The sequence below is a fragment of the Pasteuria penetrans genome (assembly GCF_900538055.1).
Classification (GTDB): Bacteria; Bacillota; Bacilli; order Thermoactinomycetales; family Thermoactinomycetaceae; genus Pasteuria; species Pasteuria penetrans.
Genome location: NZ_UZAC03000001.1, coordinates 1927168 through 1949927 on the forward strand (window position 1 = coordinate 1927168; position 22760 = coordinate 1949927).

A 22760-nucleotide genomic window follows, 5' to 3' on the forward strand; every position below is an offset into this window, starting at 1 on the left:
CCCCTCTGTGAAGAGGGAAACGTGCAATCTGAGATAAGGAGATGATCGTAAGTTTAGACCGAATGACATCGAATCGTAACCCGCGAAGGGGCGATATGGATGGGACAGTGAAGAAGGTCCCATGTAATGTAGTGGGGTGTTGCGTGTGATTCTGTAGGAAGGTTGTCTAACTATACCCAATTCTATTTCAGAGTGAAGTGGCTTTGCTACCATATCGGTTTTGCTCTTCATGTATGTATTATGAAATTCGCTATTTACTGCCACCCTACACCACCCTACCATGCCATCATCAATTATTACGATGATCTGCTCATCTACATTGCAAATTTTGTTTCTTTTCCCCTACAATGAGTGGTAGAAAACTATCTTTAAAGAGAGGATATGCCCCTATGATGAGTCGAACCACTCTTCTTAACACCGCGCCTAACATCACATCAAAACCCTGGTTGTCCTTACCGCAAATCTGTAATCGGGAAAAAAGTCGTCTGACCACGCTGCAGAGATGGTGTTCCTTTTTTTCTGATAATGGGATCAGGGTGCGAAAAAAGGAATCTGAGGAGCCAGAGTTTGCTCTTATGGTACGTTTCGTATTTGTTATGCTCCTATGGGGCATCACGGGTAAAAGGGAATTATGCGTCTTCCTGCAGGGAAACCAGTGGGCTCGCGAGATCCTCGGCGTTGGAGGGGATTTCTCCTTTGTTATTATGCAGTCTGATTTTGAAGACTATGACTTACATGTAGCTAAGAGTATGGAGAGTCAACCTACTATCGTTGTAAATACTATCCACCTCGGGTCCAACCATCATGAGATTCCTGAAAACCTTTGCTTCCATAGCACCCACATTGATACCCGCCTAAAATGTCATAAACGGGGAAAAACACGGGGTGATGAAAATTACCACGTACAATGCAAATTACACCTCCTAACCGATTTGAGCGGCAGTGTGACACTGGGACTAGCAGTAACACCCATTGATGTGCACCATGCCACTGGAATTGGGGCCCTTCTCAGAATTGTACATCCCTCGCTTGATCTCGTTGGAACATCGATACGAGTTGATCTCAGACGGGGGAAGAAACAATTACAAGATCATATGGACAAAATTGACCCCCACCACCAGATCGAATTCGAGTTTGAAGAGTATGATGACACTAAAATCATACCCATGCGGCAACTGTTACATACCCTCCTGGAAATGAATCGTCACAGACCAGATCCCTATCTCCGCCTCTTTCGCTAGTTTTTTGTGCTGATTTTTTAGATTCAACAATATCCCGCCCTGTCGTTTGATATGGCAAGTGTAGGGAACCCATCACCGTCAATATGGATGGGTTCTCTGCCTTCCTATCTCCCTTTCCAAACATCGTTTTTGGGTCCCTGTATTTGGGTTCTAAGGAACGAACCATTTGAATACAGGAGCACCATGTCAACTAGATAGGAAATAGGAGAGGCGGTTTTGTCTTTGTGCCAGCTCCAGGGTTGTGGGTTTTTCCCTATAGGGGTCCCTTGTTGGGCCCAATTTATGGTGGTTTTATTCCGTCGGCATTTGCAAAAGAACTTGGTCCGTGCAACGAGGTAGACACGGCAAATAGAGGGCTGCTGAAGTGTAGGTGTTCGATGTAAAATATTTTTACTAAATTATAACATAAAATGTATGTTTGGGTCCTGATCTTGTTTTCCCTTTCTTTACATATCCACTAGCTACTTACGAGCAGGTTGTTCCAACCGCTAGGTATCTAAATCCTGTATGATAAAAGCTGGGGAAATTCTAATGCGGAAAGGGTCTGGATGTGATTGGTCAGCTAGGAAAGAGATGAATATCCGCGGCGGGAAAGCAGTAAGGGGAACGATGGGGGAGGATGGCTGCAAAATCATAAGGAATGGCTATAGAAATCTACCCTAGATACCCCATAGGGTCCCTGTTACCTTCCTGATTCCACGGTTATGGAATGCTAATTTTGTTCGATTTTTACTCCTACTAGAACCTCTTCCTGACACGATATATCGTGGGGGGGACCCTGCAAGGCAAACGAAGTGGACCTCGGCAAGAGGATCCCCCCTTTTCCCAACGTCTTATGTTCCAGTGGGATGGCCTGTTTGGACGCATACCCCCGCAGAGTTGATACTCCGCGCTTCAAGACAATGCCTAGTTGCCTGGGGATTCGTAGCGGAAAAGAAGAAAAAGTAACCTTCTACATAGTGATAGGACACAGATGGGATGGTATCTGGAAGGTTCTCTATAGTTGGATTGAGGATCTCTCCCCAATGTTGTTGGGCACCTGAGGACCAGGTTTTCAAAAGTCCTTCGCTTACAGCATTGACTTCCTTGATCGTTATCGATGCCCCCTCTGGTCTCAGGATGGCCATTCGTATCTATGATCCCGCATCTGATGGGCAAACGGGACCCATTTCTTTAAGAACCCGCGGGATGCCCTTTGAGAGATTGCACAGGGAAGGGTTGGGAACTTCTCGAAGATAGTCCATTCAACTGGCTTAGGGATCTGCAAGGATTATGAAACAATGGATCTGAAAACGGTGAAAATAGTACGAAAAGGACTACGCGATCGTACTGTCCATCCGACTTTGCCCATAGGAAGTTGAACCGGGGTACGAATGTCCTGGAAAACCCAAAAGGAAATGGGAAGCACAGTACAGACCAAGCCCGCTGTGATCCTGATGATAAGGCTGCTTATCGAATAGCGGTTTTTTTCTGCTTTGGTCATACCCAAAACAGTGGGGAGAAATGGATCAGAGAACGGTATATAGGAATGGTACATATAAATGGATAAAAAAATCAAAAAAATATGGGGGGAATGCACATACCCATCCGGATGTTGCCGGTATTCCCTGTAATCGTTCGTCTATTCTTCATTTTTTCATCCGGGTCTCTTCCCCCTCGGGGATAGACTATGGGCTGGCGGAATGTACCCTCCTGGGTATACCAAAGGTGTTTGCAATTTTTACTGAAAAGGGGGAATATACCGATTTGAAATATTTTATTTATCATCATATGGTACGATAAATAATAGACAGAAGTACACTGTACTATTATAGAAATATGTGTTTTTGGTTATTTTAGTATGAATAACTAAGGATATATCGACGATGGTATAGTTTGTACTAAAGTGATTTTTATCATTGTCATACATAATGTTGGGATAGATGCTGGGTAAAGGGATACCCGAGATCTACAGAGATAGCGCCCTTGATCACTCTACCATAGTCTAGAGTGATCGTAATAAATAATAAGTATAATTTTATTATTTTATTTTCAGGAGGGATCGTTCCTAATCATCATGAGGTTCATTTCGTCTTGGTTCTAAAATCATTGAATAATATATGAGAATCGAAGGTAAAGATAACGGAATCCCTTGTTCAAAATAGGAATTATGATCCAGATGTTCCCCTAATGGTCGTTTCCGAATGTTGGGTTTAGTGTGGATAGGGGAGGATATACAATCTATATACCATGGGGGATTACGACTTCTCCGATCGTTTGTTTCCCCCTCTATGATTTACTATGGTATCTACTTCGACGTATCTGATTATTTTTTATTGTGTATTTTTTATAATTTATGTATTGATTATTTTTGTATATTTTTGCGGATTATTAGGGACGATGATTTCCATGGATGCACATCGTGTCGCAGGCGCGGGCGAATGTACTGGAAATAGGTAGTGTCTGTAGAATCCTCCGTTGGATGGGGGGGAGGGGTGCGATGGTAAGGCCAAATTCTTGCGCTGTGGGGGTAAGTTTTGCTAATTTACCGTCCCCCCATAGGCGTCTACAGTTGGTTTGTGCGGCCAGTGCAACAAGCTTTCGACTTATTGGTGCGTTGTCCTTATTGTTGGTTGTGAGGGAAAGGGTGAATCCAAGGGTTACACCTCCATCAAGGGTGGTTAGGAGGTGTAACTGGTATTTGTAATGATAAGATCGTAGCACGGTGGTCTTTGTATGTTCCTGTGGTTGGAATGCAGCATTTATGGTATGGTTACTGAGAAGGAACTGGCGGATGTGTGTGCGGGGCAAGATCTTCTTTACCCAAGTAGGGGGGGCGGTAAAAACGAGGATAGGCCGATTGTTGTCATTTTTTCGTGGGTAGATGACCTGTAAATTTTGTTGGTATTCCCGTACCCGTAAGTAGAGTGTGGCGTAGGGGAGTTCCCCCTGAATGCCAAGAATCTCACAAACCCATGGACATCCTTGCAAAAAATCAATCAACTGTTTCATTGTGGCTAGATCCCATAGGATCGTTGTGAGTCCCAATCGCAACAGTAGAGGGAAATCGAGGATCCTTGTGCGTCCACGCCGGAGGGGGGATAGTGGTCGTATGGGCAGAAGGGGGCGGCTCCATGTTTGCAGGGTGGTTAGCCTTTCCTTTTCCCTCCTACTCAAACCGGGTATGGTCAACCAGGGTTGTTTTGCTAAATTTGGTGCTATTTTCTGGATCATAGGCTGCTCCCCCTTGGCGGATGCTGTGATTTATGTTTAAGATCTCGATAAGGGGTAACGATTTTCAGCTCTTCTGTATACATAAATATTCCAATCCTTCCTCCCGTCCCGAGGGGGATTCTTCAGGAGTTTTTTTCTAAATTTTACTAGGATCCCCCGTTTTAGGGGGGGAATCTGATCAAAATGGACACAGTGCGTCGGGGTATGAGAACCTGCTTCCAGCTGAGGAATCCTCCACAGGTCGGGTTGGTGGGGTCCGATTCTACTCTGCAGGTGCGTTGTCTGATTTGGGGAAGTTTCCCCGCGAGGGGGTCTTACACGCGGAATAGGGTTGAGAATGATGATCGCGAAGGGGGTTCGGAGGCTAGAATTTGTTTTATGGATGCTCCTACGGGTGTCCCCTGCAGGACCGAAATAGTAGGGGTGGTCGTGTTCCACGATCTCTTCAGGGATTGTCGGATTTGCTCGATTTGCTTTTTCGAATGGGTATGGGTATTTTTGCAATTATTTGGTAATTTTGTGGCCGCGGGGGGACCACCCCCTATGACTGGACCGGGCCCTAGGGCTATTACCTTTTTGATTTGGATATTCCTAATCCCCACCTTTGGTAAGAATGACGGATGCGGGGGAACCGTACATCTATCCGGTATTTTTTCTTCCTTAGTGCCCACGGGACGTGAGGTGTGTAAGCTTGCGAGTGGGGAAACAATGGGTCACGGCGGTTTTGGGATCCTCCTGTTTCCATGTTCTTGTTAGTTTGCTTACTCGTGGTTGCCATGAAAGGAGGGTTGTCCTTTGCAGGTGATGGGCAGGAAGCAGCTTACCACAAAGGGTAAGGGGAATGCATCAGCCTGTTTTGGATGTTTTGTGAGAGTAGGCATCTTTTTTGCCAGGGGATTTGGGGGATTTCTACCATAGAGCGGATTTTGCCACGGGAACCGGGATTTTGTCAAGGGGCGGTACAAAAAATGTTGGGATTTTTATAATATTTTTTCCTGTTTATTTTAAATATATATTCATCTATTACAGATGTCTTATTATGATAAAGTAGTATAATATCCGCAATGGAACCCAGAAATCGACGGAGTCCGCGTTGTCTCGTTCGTTGCTTTCTGGGGTGTTTTTCCTGATGGGGGGAAGAAACTTGCTTTTGCTAAATAAGAGGACTAGAATGGTGGCCATAGTGTTGGGTAATCCCGGTTTTTTGTGGGGTTATGGCCGGGGATTCCCCTTGGGGTCGTCCCCCGATTGAGGTGGGCCGTTGTTGTGAAAAACGTCAGAAAGAGTGGTTATTGGCCCCAGCGCCTCCCGATGGATGGGGTGCGGAAATGCCGGCACGGGGTTTATTTTTTATGAATATTCTCGGCTGCTTGCGAGTGCCTCGCGGCGCCAAAGGAGATGAACGCGTGGTAATCAATCAGCTTTCGTGGAAAGTGGGGGGGCAGCAGGGGGAAGGAATCGATAGTGCTGGCGAGATTCTCTCTACGGCGCTTAGTCGGCGTGGTTATTTTCTCTACGCTTATCGGCATTTTTCATCCCGTATCAAGGGTGGGCATTCGAATACGAAGCTTCGTATTGGTGTCCGGCCTGTACACGCCCTTTCAGATCATGCTGATATATTAGTTGCTTTCGATCAGGAGACCATCGATTTCAACGCACACGAGTTGAAGGATACCGGTGTGATTTTAGCGGATAGTAAATTTGATAACAAGGCTCCCGAGGGGATCAAGGCGCAGCTGATATCTGTGCCGATGACGGAAATCGCTACTTCGGTGGGTTTGGCCCAGATGAAAAACATGGTAGCCGTAGGTGCAAGTGCTGCCCTGATGGGGATACCATTGGATGCTTTTTCCAGTGTGTTGCACGATCGTTTTGGTCGTAAGGGTAGCGATATCGTTGATCGTAACATGCAGGCTATCCAGCGAGGGAAGGAGTTCATAGAAGAAAATCGTCCGTTGCCCGATCTCCGTTTAGCAGAGTCGGATGGGAAACGACGTCTCTATATGATTGGTAACGAGGCGCTTGCCTTGGGTGCCCTGGCTGCTGGGGTCCGGATTATGGCTGCTTATCCTATTACGCCCTCATCTGAAATCATGGAGTATCTCATCCGAAAATTACCAGATTTTGGCGGGACCGTGGTTCAGACGGAGGATGAAATTTCTGCGGTGATGATGGCCATAGGTGCCAACTATGCAGGTGTACGTGCTTTTACTGCTTCAGCGGGCCCGGGCCTTTCCCTGATGACAGAGTCGATTGGTTTGGCAGGCATGACAGAAACACCCGTTGTGATTGTCAATACGCAACGAGGGGGTCCTAGTACGGGCTTGCCGACAAAGCAGGAACAGAGCGATTTGCTTTCCATGCTTTATAGTACCCACGGTGAAATTCCCAAGATTGTAATGGCACCGAGCACCGTGGAGGAATGTTTTTACGATATTGTGGAGGCCTTCAATCTTGCGGACCAATACCAGTGCCCTGTTATTGTCATGTCCGATCTCGCTCTCTCCCTTGGGAAGCAGACCGTGGAGCCTCTCGATTACGATTGTGTCGCCATCGATCGTGGAAAGATGATTTCCTGTAACGAGGCTATGGCCCCACTGGAACCAGGGGAGCTTTTTCCGCGTTATGCGTTGACGGAGGACGGTATTTCGCAGCGTCCTTTGCCCGGTAATCCGGGTGGTCTGCACCATGTGACGGGTGTGGAGCACGATCCCAGGGGGCGTCCCTCAGAGCAAGCAAAGAATCGTCAAACCATGATGGAGAAAAGGATGAGGAAGCTGGCAAAGGGTGTTCCTTCCTTCCCTCATCCCATACGGGTGGAGGAGACCCATGAGGAAGCGGACCTGTTGTTGTGCGGTTTTAGTTCCACATATGGTGTCATCCAGGAGGTTGCGGAACGATTGCGTGAGGATGGTTGGAAGGTGCATCGTCTTCATGTTCGGCTGTTGCATCCTTTCCCCGCGAACCTGGTAGAGGCGGCGGTCCAAAAATGTGCGCGCATTATGGTTGTGGAAAACAATGCCACTGGGCAACTTTTGCGACATATACGTTCGCATGTAGATGGATTTGCCAACAAAATGATCTCGGTTACGCAATATGACGGCAATCCTTTTCTCCCCGTCGAGTTGCACCGACGTGTAAAGGGGATTTTGGACTATGGTAACCTTTAAAGACTTTGGTAGTAAGTTGAAGCCCAATTGGTGTCCGGCTTGTGGGGATTTTTCTGTTTTGAATGCCATGCAGAAGGCCTTTGCCAATCTACAGTATGACCCTTCTGAGGTGGTCGTTGTTGGCGGTATCGGTTGCTCGGGGCGTATTTCTGGATACCTGCATGGATTTGGTGTTCATGGTACCCATGGCCGTGCCCTTCCCCTAGCACAAGGGATCAAGTTAGCCAATCGTGACCTGAAGGTGGTGGTAGCAGGGGGGGATGGTGATGCCTTTGCTATTGGCATGGGGCATACAGTGCATGCGATCCGCAGAAATATCGATCTTACGTATATTGTCATGGACAATCAGGTGTACGGTTTGACCAAGGGGCAAACGTCGCCCCGTAGTGGAGAGGGTTTCAAAACCAAGTCCACACCGCATGGTGCCGTTGAAGTTGCATTGAGTCCTATGGAAACGGCCCTGACCGTAGGGGCTACCTTCGTGGCCCAAGCTGTTTCCAGTGACTTGAAGCAGGTGATTCGCGTTTTGGAAGCGGGTTTGCAACACAAGGGTTTTTCCTTCATTAATATCTTTAGCCCCTGTGTTACGTACAATAAAATCAATACGTATCAGTGGTTCAAGAAGACCTTAGTCTCCCTGGATGGGGATGAGTCCTATGATCCATCGGATCGGATGCTGGCGCTGCGGCGCTTGATTGAGAATCAAGGTTGGCTAACGGGGATCATTTATCAGGATAAGGAACGGTTGCCTTATGAGGACCTCGTGGCCGGTTTCCGGAAACAACCCCTGGCAGTCCAATCAGCGGACGATCTAAAACTATCGCAGGATGAATTTACGGGTCTAGTAAATGATTTTTCTTGAATGAGTAGTTTTTGTTCCTCTATGGACCGATGGTAATGGGTGATGTGGGGATTTTGATGAATGTGGGTGGGATCCCCCCAATTGGGATAGATGATTAGAGGGGGATATGAGGGACCTTGCTACTTTTTTGTGGGGTTCTAGGATGATGACTTTATTTCGAACCATGTGGAGGATTGTGGCGTGGTTCCCTCGTTATAGATGGGTTTTTCCTGGGGTCTCCTTTTGATTTTATATTTTTCCGTCCGGGGTATTTTTTGTGTGCTCGTTATGAATCCCTTGTTCCACCATCCTACAGGGGGCCCCATGGTGCAAGTTCGGGGGGTTCGTAGCAGCCGTGGACGGAAAAAGTTGGGTGGAGTTCGTCTAAACTGGGATTATTGGTGGAGACAGGGGGAAAACTAAGATCCGTTCGCCCATTTTTCGCCCCTTGTGGTTTTTGGGGCCGGTTCCCGTGATTTCATTTGACGTCGTTTGTTTTATTGGAACCTTTTGGGAATATCGTACATAAGGCTCTAATAGGGCTGGTGGTAGGCGGTGTTCGTTGCTGGAGTGAACGGGTGGGCTGGTGGAGATGGTCCGGGTTCATGGTATTGCTTTGTGGTGATGGCAAAGTGGGTTATGATTGGGTAGTTTTGTGCCTTATTTCGTAGGGCAGCATGGATAAGTCTATTGATTGTAAATAGTATAAATGATAAGGTAAGTTTGTACAGGTGCTTCACAATATTCGTGTGTTTTCTACTTATTACGACTAATCTTCTGTGGTTTGTATATATTCTCGGCAAGTTTTACGGAACGAATCTATCACCTTTTCATAGATTGCGTCGGGGATTTCAACTAGCTTTTCTTCTTCTAGTCGAAAGAAATAAGCGTGTGTACGTGGCTTTTCACGATGGTAGTACATGACGTGTAGGTGGTTTTCGTGGGGAAAGGTAGCCCCAAGAATGGCAGGGATGATTTTATGATGAGGGGTTTCTAGTCTCTGGAAGAAGATGGGTTCCAGTAGCTGGAGTACGGCGTCGGTATAAGTTTGTCCAGGATAGGTGAGATGAAGGGTTTCGTTTTCTTCCCTTATCAGGTAAAGGGAACGTTTTTGTTCTTTGCGCCACAATACGAGTAGGTGATGAAGTTCCTCGTGTACGAAGAGGTATTGATGAGGGGTATCGAATTGAATTTTCACGGTGCGTTTCCTCCCTAAGAATGGTTCTAGAGGGGTGGATGGTTTTTCTCTCATTTGCCATGATCCTGCGGATTATGAACACACCGTGTGGGATGCCTCCGTTTCATGTGGGTGTGTGGAAATTTCCGATCTGTGGGCTCCTTGGTCCTGTTTTCCCTGTAACCCACGGCCCAATGATCAGGTTACCACAAGTACGCAGCCTTTTGTTTGCAGGATGCATTTTGTAGTTCGTTCGTGTATTATGGTTGTACGCTTTCCCCGTCCCTGTGTTATTACGGATTGGTTGTGACAAGAATGGTACGATTGGGTCGTCGGTGTCCGAAATAGGGTGCCTGCACAGTACTTAAATTTCTGTTGGTACGGAAGAACGGGACAAGGTAACGAGATGGGTTTATGGGTCATACACTGTGGAATGGAAGGTCTCCAACGAGGGAGGGTGAACCATGCGTGTCGAACGTCTAGGGGGTGATAAGATACGTTTCTTTTTGACCTTGGACGATTTGGTGGATCGTGGGATTGAAAGAGAGGACATGTGGCGGGATATCCCAAAGGTACACGAGCTTTTCAACGACATGATGGAGCACGCTTACCAAGAGCTAGGTTTTGAGGTAGCGGGGCCGATTGCGGTGGAAGTATTCGCTTTACCTACACAGGGCATGGTGGTTGTGGTAACGCGTGGGCGTCCCACTGTTCCGGAAAATGAGGATTTCGATCGGTCGGAGGATATGTATGAGTTAGAGGTTACGATGGAGGAGGCGGAGGACGTTTTGTTTCGCTTTTCCGACTTCGAGTACCTCGTTCAGGCTGCGGTTCGTTTGCATCCTCATGTCGAACAGGGCGGTCAAGTGTATGCGTACAATGGGAATTATTATCTTGTTTTCAACCGTGAGCTTATTTCTGATCGTCTCGATGCGGTGGTGGCGGTTCTCTCGGAATTTGGGGAAGCCTCCACATTAGCCAAGGCTTTTCTTTCCGAATATGGAAAGACCGTTTGGTCCAAGGACTCTATTTCTGAGATTGTTCATCATTTTGGATGATGCAAGGGAGTGGTAAGGATGGAGGATGGGAGTGGCCCCCCGGTGATGATCCCCGCAGGGGTTGGTTTTTTCCATGTCCCAATAGGTCCTTACCATTGTTTTTTTCTGGGCGGGGGTCTAAAAATTTCAGATTGCATAGGAGACATTTGGGGTGGTGGGCATGGAACAATGGGAAGTTGGGGATGGTTTAGCGGAGTGGGAGGAGCTTGACATTTTGTCCTCTACGCAAACAGAAGTCAAACGGGCTCTGGATAAGTTGGGGTATCCCTCCCAGGTCTATGAACTTCTTAAGGAGCCGTTGCGCGTATTGACGGTTCGAATACCCATTCGTATGGATGATGGATCTATTAGTGTTTTTACAGGTTTTCGGGCGCAGCATAATGATGCCGTAGGTCCTACCAAGGGTGGGGTGCGTTTTCATCCTGACGTCACAGAGGCGGAGGTGAAGGCTCTCTCCATTTGGATGAGTCTCAAGGCGGGTATTGTTGATCTCCCCTACGGCGGCGGTAAGGGGGGGATCATTTGTGATCCGCGGCATATGTCGTTCCGCGAGTTAGAGGGTCTTTCGCGTGGTTATGTGCGTGCCATTAGTCAGTTGGTAGGACCGACGAAGGATATACCTGCCCCGGACGTTTTCACCAATTCGCAGATCATGGCTTGGATGATGGATGAGTATAGCCGGATAAGGGAGTTTGATTCCCCGGGCTTCATCACGGGAAAGCCCCTGGTGTTGGGCGGGTCACGCGGGCGTGAGACGGCGACCGCGCGGGGTGTTACTATCATGATCCGCGAGGCAGTTAAGCAGTGTGGATTGTCCTTGGAAGGGGCTCGGGTTGCCGTACAGGGGTTTGGTAATGCGGGGAGCTTCTTGGCCAAGTTCATGCACGATGCGGGTGCTAAGGTTGTTGGGATTTCGGATGTCCATGGGGCATTGTATGATTCGAAGGGTCTGGATATCGATAACCTGTTAGATCGCAGGGATTCATTTGGTACGGTTACTCGGTTGTTTCCTAATACAATGACGAACAGGGAATTATTGGAGTTCCCTTGCGATATTCTCGTTCCTGCCGCCATTGGAAACCAGATTACGGCCCAGAATGCGGGGAATATTCAGGCCAAAATTGTGGTAGAGGCAGCAAATGGTCCTACAACGTTGGAGGCTACAAGGATTTTAACATCCCGTGGGGTTTTATTGGTTCCGGATGTTTTAGCCAGTGCTGGCGGGGTAACGGTGTCCTATTTCGAATGGGTACAGAATAACCAAGGGTACTACTGGACAGAGGATGTGATAGAAAAGAAATTGGAGTCCATCATGGTCAAGAGCTTTTCGAATGTTTATGATACGGCGAAAGCCAGGGATATAGATATGCGTTTAGCTGCTTATATGGTTGGCGTTCGTAAGATGGCCGAGGCGGCCCGTTTCCGCGGCTGGGTGTGAGATGGATGCTTCCTTGGATAACCCCCTAAAGATATCATAGCGGTAGGTGGGGTACCTGAAATGGAGTCCACTTCCTTTATTACGGTATTCTTATATGTCTGAGAACCTCGTCTCCTTTATGGGCATTATTTCTGGGGGGTGGACGAGTGCTTCGTGGATTGGAAATTTTTCCCATTTCGCATGTAGGAACCTGCTCCCCGGTTCCCCGATGGTCAGGATTTTGGAGCTACGTGGTGGTGTCCCCTCCCCGTTGGACTATAGTTAGTGTGGGGTGAAATTGGTTGGGTTCACAATGCCCCCGGGATATTTCGATTGTGGACCTCATCAATGTAGACGGTTGTGGACTTCTTGGCGGTAATGGGTCAGTATCCCGGATGGGGGTTTTGGATCATTGTTCTTAGTTTATAATTTTAGTATACATAGGAAATATTGTTTATTCTGAATAGGAAATGTGGATTTGAATTCCCCTTTTCATGGTAAAAAATACTGAAAAACATCATTTGTGTGTGATTTTTTCTGTTTTAGGGTAGGGCAAGGCTTCGATGAATTTGCTTTTTTCCTGTTGCTTGGGTTATGAGGAAAAAGGAGGCTTGGGGGAAGGATAGAAATACCTATGGGGGGGGGTTGTGGGACGGGGTGTATTTATAGGGAAATATGGGATGATTCACCTCCAATAAGCCCACTTTGGGTTGTGATCCTCCTGATTCAACGGAAGGGGTATTGTGTATGTGGGGGGTATGGTCGTTGTTTTATGTCAGGAATAAAGGGAATTTCCCCTGAACCCTGGCCCTAACAAAATGACGTGTTATTTTTTACTTTTAAACGTTTTTTGAAAATAAAATAATTTAGTTAAGAGGATGTATGAATCGGGGGGTAATTTTGTTTTTGCTCCGGTATCGTGTATTCCGTTGAATTTGTTCCCTTGATGGGGTTATTTCCGTTCCTTTTTTGTTCAATGTGTTGGTTGTTCTGTTGGCTCCAACCTATTCAATTCCCAAAGAATTTTTATTTTTTCTCCATTTGGATTGTGGTAGCAATGGGGTCAGGTGAATATAAAGAAGTACCGTGAGTTGTGAATAGGGCGTGTCGTTGTTTTTGATCTGCATCCAAACATTCCAAGAATTTCTGATTCCCCGGAAGGGGTGTCGGATTGGGTTCGCGTACGGGGGAGGTTTTTTTTCATTGTAACGGTTGAATCATTATGGTACCATGGTGCTGGTAGGGTTTTAGGTATTGGAGAATCGGTTGAGAGGAAATGGACTAAGCGTGTGGGTTGCAGTGGGATGCAGGAGTACATATTTTCCGCGTGTTTTTCCTTCCCCTACAGAGGCCGGTAGGTGTTTACCGTGGTGGGCAGGGTATGGTGGATGGGGTCCAGTCGAATACGATGAACCCAGATCGAGCGGGAGATATCTTCTACCTGCTCGATCTATTTTTGGGGGTCATGGGGTGTAAAGTGGGCATATAATGTAGGTCCGGAGTGGGTGGTGAGGAAGGTGTGAAATATTTTTGGGTGGCGGTGGATGGGCCGGCGGCGGCCGGGAAGAGTACGATTGCGAGAATGATAGCGCGGCGTTTGTCGATTGGATATCTTGATACAGGTGCGATGTATCGGGCGGTGGCTTGGGCTTGTTTGAAGCAGTCCGGTGCCCCCTTAGAGTGTTCCGTGAAGCAGGCATTGCGGGGTTTTCATTTTTCTCTTGAGGGTTCCACTCTCCTTTTCAATGGTGCTCCCCTCGACCCTTCGATCCGTACACTCGAGGTATCGGATGTGACATCGCGTATCGCTTGTATCCCGATGGTAAGGAAAGCCCTTGTGGGTGTACAGCAGTCCTTGGCTGCGCAGCGGAGTTTGGTTATGGATGGGCGGGACGTTGGTACCGTAGTTCTTCCCAACGCACAGGTGAAAGTTTTTCTTACCGCCTCGCTCGAGGAGCGTGCCTGTAGGCGCCGGCGTGAGTTGGTAAAACAGGGCGTTTCTGTTCCCTCGCAGGAGGAATTGCAGGAGGATATTCGTAATCGCGATGAGCGGGATACCTTGCGCGAGGTTGCTCCGCTTTTCCCGGCCGCTGATGCTGTGGTACTCGATACGACGGATCGGACGGTGGAGACGCTGGTGGATGAAATAGTGGAACTTTGTTCCTCGGTTCGTTGGTTGTCTCGATGATTTTGTTTTATCTTTTTTCCAAATGGTTGAGTTTTTTTCTCTTTAAGATATTTTTTGGGTTTAAAATTGTAGATGTTCATCATATGCCGCGAGAGGGTCCTGTTTTGGTATGTTCTAATCATAAGAGCAATTTTGACCCCTTTTTGTTGGGTGCCGTTCTGCCCCGGAAAGTTTTTTTCATGGCTAAGGCGGAATTGTTTCGCAGGCAGCCCTTGCGGTTTATGATGCGGCACTGGGGAGCCTTCCCTATACGGAGGGGTGCAGTCGACAAGGCTGCGATTCGTTTTTCCCTGCATCTTCTACAGCAGAGCAAAGTGGTGCTCCTTTTTCCTGGTGGTACACGCCGGGGGGGGGGGGATAGCGAGTCAGGTGGTTCCGCTTGGCGGCGGGGGATTGCATTTCTCGCCGTGCGTGCCCGGGTTCCTGTGGTACCCGTCAAGATTCAGGGTTCTTACCGGTTGTGGTGTCCGTTGCGTGTTTCCTTTGGCAGGCCCATTGTTCCTGTAGAGGGGATTTCGCAACGGCAAGCAGAGCATCGGTTGATGGAGGAATTGTTGGGGTGTATGCGCTCCCTGGGATCGTAAAAGTATTTGTAATGGAAAAGGTATGGGCTTGTGGTTTCATGTATAATGGTATGTTAATATGGTGAGGAGGATGGATCGTATGGTGGACGAAATGAAGGAAGGTATGTCAGATATATGCTCCTTTTCTATCGAGGAGGGGGAAATCGTCACGGGGACGGTTTCCAGAATTGAAAAGAATCAGGCGTTGATTGATGTGGAAGGATGCGAAGTGGGTGCCATTCTGCCTATTTCAGAATTGTCGAGTCTACATGTAGATGAAGTGGGCGATGTGTTATCGGAGGGCAGTGAGATCAAGGCCAAGGTTCTGCGTTGGGACAAGGAAGAGGGAAAGTTGATTCTCTCCAAGCGGATGTTGGATGCGGAAGAGGCCTGGGATCGTTTGATGGCTCAGTATGAGAATGGTGAATTCATCAAGGTGAGGGTTGCGGAGGTTGTAAAGGGCGGCTTGGTGGTCGATCTGGGTGTGCGTGGCTTTATTCCTGCGTCCCTAGTAGAACGTCATTTTGTGGAGGATTTTTCCGATTATAAGGGACGTGAGCTAACCCTTAAGATCATTGAGATCGATCCACAGAATAATAAGCTTATTTTGTCCGCAAAAGCAGTTCAGGAGGAAGAGGCTACCCGTAAACGCAAGGAGGTATTTGAGACCCTCAAGGCAGGCGATGTGGTGGAAGGTACGGTGCAGCGTCTGGTTGATTTCGGTGCATTCATTTGCCTGGAGGACTGTGTGGATGGGCTTTGTCATATCTCCGAGATTTGTTGGTCTAGGGTTGAGCACCCGTCTGCTGTGCTCAAGGTCGGCGATCAGGTGAAATGTAAAGTCCTGAAAATTGATCCAGAGAGGGAGCGGATCAGTCTTAGCATTAAGGAGACACAGGAGGGTCCCTGGGACGAAGCCTCGAGAAAGCTTCGTGAGGGCGATGTCGTTTCGGGTAGTGTCAAGCGTCTTGTTTCCTTTGGTGCTTTTGTGGAGGTGTGTCCGGGTGTGGAAGGGCTTGTGCATATCTCAGAAATGTCCGATTCCCACGTGGTATCCCCATCCGCTGTGCTTACTGAGGGTCAGAATGTTAATGTTAAGATCCTGAGTGTTAACGTAGCGGATCGTCGCATCAGTCTCACAATGCGGGGTGTACCTAATGATTTGGGATCATCGTTGTCCTATTGCGAGGACGGGGGTGAACCATCCTCTTGCACTATTCGTGATGACCATGACAGAGGTCATGGTAAACGTGGTACGGGGGATCGTGATGAATTCCCTGATGAACAGGACAGCGGAAATCGCTCCAATCTCAATGTGACACTCGGGGACATGTATCCTGAATTGCGCAGGTTAAAGTAAGCGGATCTTATAAGCAGCTGGGCGGCCCCATCTGGGGTTGTGGGGCTGTTTTTTTTGTGCCTTTTTATTTTCAGAGAATATAATTTTATGAGAGGAGTATCTGCCCGTGTAATTTCTTGTGGGGAATGCCCCATCTATGAATCTAGTCTCACCTCCTGGTAAAGCAATTGAGTAACATAATAACATTTTTTTATGACACTGTTCCTGTTTTTGTATCCCCGGGGGATTTGCCTTATATTTATAAAGGTTCCTGGTGTTCCCGCGAGAATTCGGGAAACCTGGGGCACCCACCTAATTCATCCTTACAATCCAGAATTAGGAAAAAAACGCTCAAGGATATTCTGAGGTCCGAAGTTTGGCCAAGAGCCCGGATTTTTTGTTGTTTTTGTACGTACCATAAACAGAATGGATCTTACTACAACACAATGTTCGTCTTCCGCGCAAGAACCTAGTAAAAATTTTATAAAAATTCATATGAAATAAGATAAATACCACGGGGATACAAAAACAGGAACAGTGTCATAAAAAAATGTTATTATGTTACTCAATTGCTTTACCAAAAGATGAGACTAGATTCATAGATAGGGCATTCCCCACAAAAAATTGCACGGTCCCCATATTGTGTGGGTGTCAATGCGATGTTGATGAGGGAATCTGTTCGAATGATCGAAAATAACTGAACATATAGATTGGAGATGTTTTTTTGAAAAAGTATCCCATGAAAAAGCTTGCGATTGTGTCTGTCGTTTCCTTGTTTAGTACTACCCCCTTGATTTCAACAGCCAACTCAGTTCAAGCATCCCTCGGTGGGGAGCAACTTACCTTATCAGAAAACGCAATGCATGACATACTATCCTCTGAATGGATGGATAGACCCTGAATCAGGAGTAAGGATGATTGAGGTAACGGAATAAGAACTTCCCCGTGATGTGTCCGAACCTATAAGGAAACACATGAAACAACCACTCAAGGAAAAATTATCAGAAAAATTGAACGAAAAAGGTATGAAAGTGGATATTCAAAGTGCCCGATTGTCCAAACTGGTTCCAACAACGGACACTCCCGAAGAAATAAGGAATGCTTTGAAGGATTCCCCTCTGTCTGCCTATGTTATAGGGCATGCGATTGTGGACAAGGAAAGTGGGCAAAAAGTAGGTGCCTTGGTTTCCACAATTGACGGGCCACTTTCTTCTCCAATAGCTTTCGTAAAGCATAACGAAAATGGTATGGACGTCCTTTATGTTATGTCTCCTTCCTTCGAGGGTGGAGCGGGTACATGCTCAAGCCGAGCTAAGAGAGGCGTGAGCTGGGAAGATGTGGGGGATTGTTTACTGGAAGCGCTTGTTCCTGGGGGCACTGGCGGCGCTGGTAGTTCGGCGCTTTACTATCATACCGAGAGGGTTACTAAAAAAGCCGCCAAAAAAGCAACACTTAAGATGGCTGCTAAGCTCTTCCCAGGGGATTCCCTCATACTCATTGGTGCGGAGGCTGCTGTGTGTATGTATGATAAAAAATCGTGAAAAAGGACAGTTGTGCCTGTTCTTAAGGAATGTAGGATGGAAATGCTAGTATATAATTAAAGGAGACTCTGGTGTGGATCATCTGGGTCAATTAGATTTTCAGGCCCAGGACCCTTTTCGGTTTTTTTATTGTGAATGTGTGGAGGAAAATGTTGATCCACAACTGTTCAACAAAAGGCTCTTATATGCACATTGAAAAAGGTTGTGGTCTATTGTTATGCTAGGTAGAATACTCCTCAGAATGACTCTTCCCGCCTTTGTATTGGTCCTCTCTCTCACATTTCCTATTGATATCCAGGTTGCGGCTGAACCCGACCACAAAAGATCGTCAGAGATAGTTATGCCCCCCCCTACGGATGAGGCTGGATCAGAAATGAATTGGCTGGATCGACTTCCTATATCCAAGGTTTGCAAGAAAGAGTTGTTACTAGGTACCATATTTGGCGCCTTGGGGGGGCTGTATTTTTCGGTCGTAGGAAGGGTAGTAGGGGGATCCTCGTGGGTGCTTCTGTGGGAGCCGTCACCGGTGCAGCTGTGATCATTGTGGTGAGATGTGTTATTTTTGATATATTGTGGCCGGATTTATTTCCTATATCCGCGATCCGCAAAGCATTCCATCCATTCCTCTACCTCTTTCAAATTCGACTGTTCCATGGTACAACGCCATGGGATCATCTGTTATCAACCTCCTTTTTTATAGTATAAATAGGATTGTATAGAAATAACGGATGGTCCTTAAGTTTCTTTGGCAGTAATTTTCAGGTGAAACATAAAAGTTGTTTCGAATGTACATGGGAGGAAGGGGGCACATCTTGTTTTGTGTATATATTTCAGAATATTATTATAAATATCGATGGCCCGGCCGTAATTTGGAAACCGAACTGCTATGGATAATATGATTTCGTAAAAGTATATGCAGTTATTTTTATGAATCCACAAAGGATCATTTCCCATTTTTATTGGAACCTCAAGAAACAATTGTGAACCTTGTTAACAGCACCAGCACCAGATATTGAAATATGGGACCATAGTGGACCCAACCCCAGGGGTTGGACCGGGATCATGGTTCCATAATCGTGCATATTGTACAGGGAGATTGAATATTTACTCTACTCAGATCATAACTTTTTTATATAGTAAAATGGGTCCTGGCTTTTTGGGGGACAAACCGGTTCGTTGTGTGGGATCCACCGGTCCCCCCAGGATCATCATGGAGTATGGGGGTGGCATTGGGAATGGATTTCCTTTGTGAAAACAGCATATTTTTTAATATTTAAATATATATATAATATTGTTTTTTATGGACCACATAGATGGTGTCCGTGCAGAAGCAATCCCACGATTCATACCATGCCTACTCAATAAATTATTTTATTTTTAAAAATTTGTTTACATGGATATTTAGAGAATAAAATAATGACGTGATTGGGATGGTGACTGTTGCCGTTCCTACCATTTGCACCAACACCATGAATTATGGATTCCAAAATCCCCTATTACAGTCCTCTTGTGATAGGATAAAGATGAAAAGCATGTGGGGTTTTGTTAGGAGGGGGATGCATGATATGGTGAGGAACGTGGATCGTGTGTTGGAAAAGGCGTTGTGTGGTCAACGGCTCAATGAGGAAGATGCTTTGCTCCTCTGGGAATGCAAGGATATTGAGAAATTGGGACGGATTGCTCACCAGATTCGTTTACGAAAGAATTCCCCTGATCGGGTTACTTTTGTGGTGGGTCGTAATATTAATTACACCAACGTTTGCGATACTTACTGTCGTTTTTGTGCCTTTTACCGTGCTCCTGGAAAAGAGGGGGGGTATGTACTTTCGGAGGGACAATTGGTAGAGAAGATTCGGGCTACCGTGGCGGCGGGTGGTACGGAAATTCTGTTGCAAGGGGGTACTCATCCTGATTTGCCTTTTTCCTATTACAAGGAGCTTCTGCGGATATTTAAGAAGCATGCACCATCCCTACACATGCATGCTTTTACGGCTATTGAAATTGAAAAGATGATGGAGGTATCGGGATTGCCCCTTATGGAGGTGCTCAGGCAACTGAAGGAAGCGGGTCTCGATTCCATACCGGGTGGGGGTGCGGAAATTTTGGATGACAGCGTGCGTCGTAAGGTGAGTCCCGTTAAGGGGTCCTGGCGTCGTTGGATGCGCGTCATGCAGGCTGCTCATCGCGTGGGTCTCCACACCACAGCCACCATGGTCATCGGATTGGGTGAGAATTCCGAACAACGTGTGCAACATCTCTTGCGTTTGCGTGATGCGCAAGATTCTACGAGGGGGTTTTTGGCTTTCATTGTTTGGACCTTCCAACCGGGTAATTCCCAATTGTCCCTCCCCAGGCTCTCCGATGCTGATTATTTGCAAGCGGTTGCTGTCGCCCGTTTGGTTCTTGACAATATTCCCCATTTTCAGTCCTCTTGGGTTACGATGGGACCCGAGATTGGTAAGCAGTCGTTGTACTACGGTTGCGATGACTTTGGTAGCACCATGATGGAGGAGAACGTGGTATCGGCTGCGGGTACGACATACCCAATGAATGCCCGGGATGCTGTACGCTTAATCCGTGAGGCAGGATTTTTACCCGTCCAACGTAACACACGCTATGAGGATCTAAGGTGCTTCCCTGTAGGTGAGGAACCAGAGAAGGATTTTTCTTTGGGGGAGATGGGGTCTGTTTGTGGTGCTGCCTGCACAAGTTCTTGACGCTCCCCCGGATGATTCGTTACAATGAAGCTCATCCTTGAGGAAATGTTGCTATCCTTTCCTACCGTACGGTTCATAAAGGGGGCTCCTTAGAACTGGGGGATTGTGGAGCAGGGTTTAGGGAGAGGAGGGTGTATGGGTACTTCTATCCGTCTACCTAATGGCACTATACGTACATATCCGATGGCTCCTTCCGTGAGGGAGGTCGCCGAGTCGATAAGTCCATCGTTGGCCCGGAAGGCGCTTGCCGGTTCCGTGGATGATCGGTTAGTGGATCTAGCATCGCGTGTGTCGGAGGGTTCTACCGTGCGTGTTGTTACATTAGCAGACGTCGAGGGTTTGCATATATATCGGCACACGGCGGCCCATGTTCTGGCCCAGGCTTTGCGGCGTCTCTACCCCGATGTCAAGTTGGGGATAGGGCCTGTTATTGAGGATGGTTTTTATTATGATGTGGATTTGTCCTACTCTCTACGGTCGGAGGATCTACCCCGGGTGCAGGAGATCATGGATGATATTGTTCGTGAGGATTTTCCCATTGTACGAAGAGAGGTAACACGTGAAGAGGCTATGGAGTTCTTTGCGGATGATCCCCTCAAGATAGAGTTGATTCGTGATTTGCCCGCTGATTCCGTTCTGTCCCTCTACACGCAGGGGGAGTTTACCGATCTTTGTCGCGGTCCTCATTTACCGACTACGGGTTGTTTGCGCGCCTTCCAATTGTTGCATGTGGCGGGCGCGTATTGGCGTGGGGATACCAGTCGACCTATGCTACAAAGGGTGTACGGGGTTGCCTTTGCGAAGAAGAGGGAATTGGAAGATTACTTACATTTTCGTGAAGAGGCCCAGCGGCGTGATCATCGCAAATTAGGGCGTTCTCTCCAGTTGTTTTTGTTCGTGCATGAGGCTCCTGGTATGCCTATTTATTTGCCTAAGGGGCTAGCGATTCGTGCAGAGCTGGAACAGATGGTTCGTAGTTTTCAGGTTGGGATGGGGTACCAGGAGGTACGGACACCGACATTGATGCATCAGAGTCTGTGGGAGAGATCGGGGCATATGAAGCACTATCATGACGACATGTATTTCACAGAGTCGGATGGTGTTCCTTATGTCCTGAAGCCAATGAATTGCCCGGCACACATGCTGATTTTTAAACACCAGTTGCGTTCCTATAGAGATTTACCTCTGCGTATTTCTGAGTTTGGTCAGGTACATCGGAACGAGTTATCGGGGGCATTAGGGGGGTTGCTCCGTGTTCGTACTTTTACGCAGGATGATGCGCATATTTTTGTCCGGGAAGAGCAGATCGAGGATGAGGTAAGGGCCGTTCTCTCCTTGGTAGACAAAGTGTACGGGGTGTTCGGTTTTTCCTATGAGATCGAACTTTCCACGCGTCCAGATTCTTCTATGGGTGAAAGTTCTTTGTGGGAAAGGGCGGAGTGTGCCCTCCTCCGGTCAATGAAGAGGGGCGGGGTTCCCTATCAGATACGGGATGGCGAAGGTGCTTTCTATGGCCCCAAAATCGATATTCATGTTCGGGATGCTCTGCGTCGTCGTCATCAATGTGCCACGATCCAGTTGGATTTTCAGTTGCCCATTCAGTTTGATCTTGCGTACGTAGGTGAGGATAATAAGTTACACCGCCCTGTTGTCATCCACCGTGCCATTTGCGGTTCACTGGATCGTTTTCTCGCTATACTCATTGAGCACTTTGGGGGTGAGTTTCCTTTTTGGATGGCACCCGTGCAGGCAAAGGTGTTGTCTGTGGCGGCCCCCTTTATGGATTATGCACGTGAGGTGACCCATCATTTACAAGCGGCTGGGTTCCGTGTGGTTGCCGATGTACGTGAGGAGAAGTTGGGTTACAAGATTCGTGAGGGTGAACAGCAGAAGGTTCCCTTCCTGTTGGTGGTAGGTGAGAATGAGGTAGCTCGAAAAGTCGTGAATGTTCGCCAACGACAGTCCCGTCAGCAGTGGGCTTGTTCTTTGGAGCACTTGATGGAGGGTTTCCGTGTTCTGTCCGAGGATCGGGTGTTGAAATGGACAAAGGAATTTTTTGAGTGAGGATGGTGTGCTCTTGCGGTTGTTCCCAGGCATCAAGGATTGGGATGGTGCGTTGAAGATTCAGGGTCAACGTGGTAAAATGACCCGGTGGTGGGTGTTCCCGGGCGAGGATTTGGGGAGCCTCTGTAAAAGGGGTTATTGTGTTAGGATGGGCCCGTGCATTTTTGTTGTATGAACCTGGTTTTAGCCAACCCTGGGACCCAGAAGAAGGTGCTGAAAATCATAATGTTT

General features: G+C 47.4%; 18 protein-coding genes. 15 read left to right on the forward strand and 3 right to left on the reverse strand.

Going from position 1 to position 22760, the window contains the following annotated elements:
- Positions 1–389 precede the first annotated feature (389 nt).
- Complete coding sequence (locus tag PPRES148_RS07795) at positions 390–1241, forward strand: transposase (protein ID WP_149453962.1); 852 nt, start codon at positions 390–392, stop codon at positions 1239–1241.
- 833 nt (positions 1242–2074) lie between these two features.
- Here the strand turns inward: PPRES148_RS07795 and PPRES148_RS12390 are convergent.
- Both PPRES148_RS12390 and PPRES148_RS07805 read right to left on the reverse strand, forming a co-directional pair.
- Positions 2075–2368 (reverse strand): hypothetical protein, encoded by a 294-nt coding sequence (locus PPRES148_RS12390; RefSeq protein ID WP_149453963.1) that lies wholly within the window; start codon positions 2366–2368, stop codon positions 2075–2077.
- A 1243-nt stretch (positions 2369–3611) separates the two neighbouring features.
- Positions 3612–4454: a hypothetical protein gene (locus tag PPRES148_RS07805; RefSeq protein WP_149453964.1), complete on the reverse strand. Its 843-nt coding sequence runs from the start codon at positions 4452–4454 to the stop codon at positions 3612–3614.
- 183 nt (positions 4455–4637) lie between these two features.
- On the opposite strand from PPRES148_RS07805, the gene PPRES148_RS07810 reads away from it, so the two are divergent.
- The 3 genes from PPRES148_RS07810 (at position 4638) to PPRES148_RS07820 (ending at position 8486) form a co-directional block, all read left to right on the forward strand.
- On the forward strand, positions 4638–5210 hold the full coding sequence (locus PPRES148_RS07810) for a hypothetical protein (RefSeq protein ID WP_149453965.1): 573 nt from the start codon (positions 4638–4640) through the stop codon (positions 5208–5210).
- 596 nt (positions 5211–5806) lie between these two features.
- The gene (locus tag PPRES148_RS07815; RefSeq protein ID WP_149454286.1) at positions 5807–7624 is read left to right on the forward strand and encodes a 2-oxoacid:acceptor oxidoreductase subunit alpha; all 1818 of its coding nucleotides are present in this window, start codon (positions 5807–5809) and stop codon (positions 7622–7624) included.
- The gene (locus PPRES148_RS07820; protein ID WP_149453966.1) at positions 7611–8486 is read left to right on the forward strand and encodes a 2-oxoacid:ferredoxin oxidoreductase subunit beta; all 876 of its coding nucleotides are present in this window, start codon (positions 7611–7613) and stop codon (positions 8484–8486) included. The genes PPRES148_RS07815 and PPRES148_RS07820 overlap by 14 nt, the downstream gene beginning before the upstream one ends.
- A 748-nt stretch (positions 8487–9234) precedes the next feature.
- On the opposite strand, the gene PPRES148_RS07825 is transcribed toward PPRES148_RS07820, so the two are convergent.
- The gene (locus PPRES148_RS07825; RefSeq protein WP_149453967.1) at positions 9235–9663 is read right to left on the reverse strand and encodes a hypothetical protein; all 429 of its coding nucleotides are present in this window, start codon (positions 9661–9663) and stop codon (positions 9235–9237) included.
- 34 nt (positions 9664–9697) lie between these two features.
- On the opposite strand from PPRES148_RS07825, the gene PPRES148_RS07830 reads away from it, so the two are divergent.
- The 11 genes from PPRES148_RS07830 to thrS all read left to right on the forward strand — a co-directional run bounded on the left by PPRES148_RS07830 (position 9698) and on the right by thrS (position 22529).
- Positions 9698–9952 (forward strand): hypothetical protein, encoded by a 255-nt coding sequence (locus PPRES148_RS07830; RefSeq protein ID WP_149453968.1) that lies wholly within the window; start codon positions 9698–9700, stop codon positions 9950–9952.
- A gap of 154 nt (positions 9953–10106) precedes the next feature.
- Positions 10107–10700 (forward strand): genetic competence negative regulator, encoded by a 594-nt coding sequence (locus PPRES148_RS07835; protein WP_149453969.1) that lies wholly within the window; start codon positions 10107–10109, stop codon positions 10698–10700.
- Between the two features lie 160 nt (positions 10701–10860).
- Positions 10861–12138 carry a Glu/Leu/Phe/Val family dehydrogenase gene (locus PPRES148_RS07840; protein WP_149453970.1) on the forward strand — a complete coding sequence of 426 codons (1278 nt, stop codon included), beginning with the start codon at positions 10861–10863 and terminating at the stop codon, positions 12136–12138.
- A 1498-nt stretch (positions 12139–13636) separates the two neighbouring features.
- A complete protein-coding gene (cmk, locus tag PPRES148_RS07845; RefSeq protein WP_149453971.1) occupies positions 13637–14305 on the forward strand; it encodes a (d)CMP kinase in 669 nt (222 codons plus the stop codon).
- Entirely contained in the window at positions 14302–14889 is a 588-nt protein-coding gene (locus PPRES148_RS07850) for a lysophospholipid acyltransferase family protein (protein ID WP_342779851.1), read from the forward strand. Before cmk ends, PPRES148_RS07850 begins: the two co-directional genes overlap by 4 nt.
- Positions 14890–14968: 79 nt before the next feature.
- Entirely contained in the window at positions 14969–16228 is a 1260-nt protein-coding gene (gene rpsA / locus PPRES148_RS07855) for a 30S ribosomal protein S1 (RefSeq protein WP_149454287.1), read from the forward strand.
- Positions 16229–16946: 718 nt separating this feature from the next.
- Complete coding sequence (locus PPRES148_RS11805) at positions 16947–17108, forward strand: hypothetical protein (RefSeq protein WP_187820849.1); 162 nt, start codon at positions 16947–16949, stop codon at positions 17106–17108.
- 73 nt (positions 17109–17181) lie between these two features.
- Positions 17182–17748 (forward strand): hypothetical protein, encoded by a 567-nt coding sequence (locus PPRES148_RS07860; RefSeq protein ID WP_149453973.1) that lies wholly within the window; start codon positions 17182–17184, stop codon positions 17746–17748.
- 217 nt (positions 17749–17965) lie between these two features.
- A complete protein-coding gene (locus tag PPRES148_RS07865; protein WP_149453974.1) occupies positions 17966–18286 on the forward strand; it encodes a hypothetical protein in 321 nt (106 codons plus the stop codon).
- A gap of 1027 nt (positions 18287–19313) precedes the next feature.
- Positions 19314–20465: a cyclic dehypoxanthinyl futalosine synthase gene (mqnC, locus tag PPRES148_RS07870; RefSeq protein ID WP_425468249.1), complete on the forward strand. Its 1152-nt coding sequence runs from the start codon at positions 19314–19316 to the stop codon at positions 20463–20465.
- Between the two features lie 135 nt (positions 20466–20600).
- Positions 20601–22529: a threonine--tRNA ligase gene (gene thrS / locus PPRES148_RS07875; protein ID WP_149453975.1), complete on the forward strand. Its 1929-nt coding sequence runs from the start codon at positions 20601–20603 to the stop codon at positions 22527–22529.
- Positions 22530–22760: the final 231 nt, after the last annotated feature.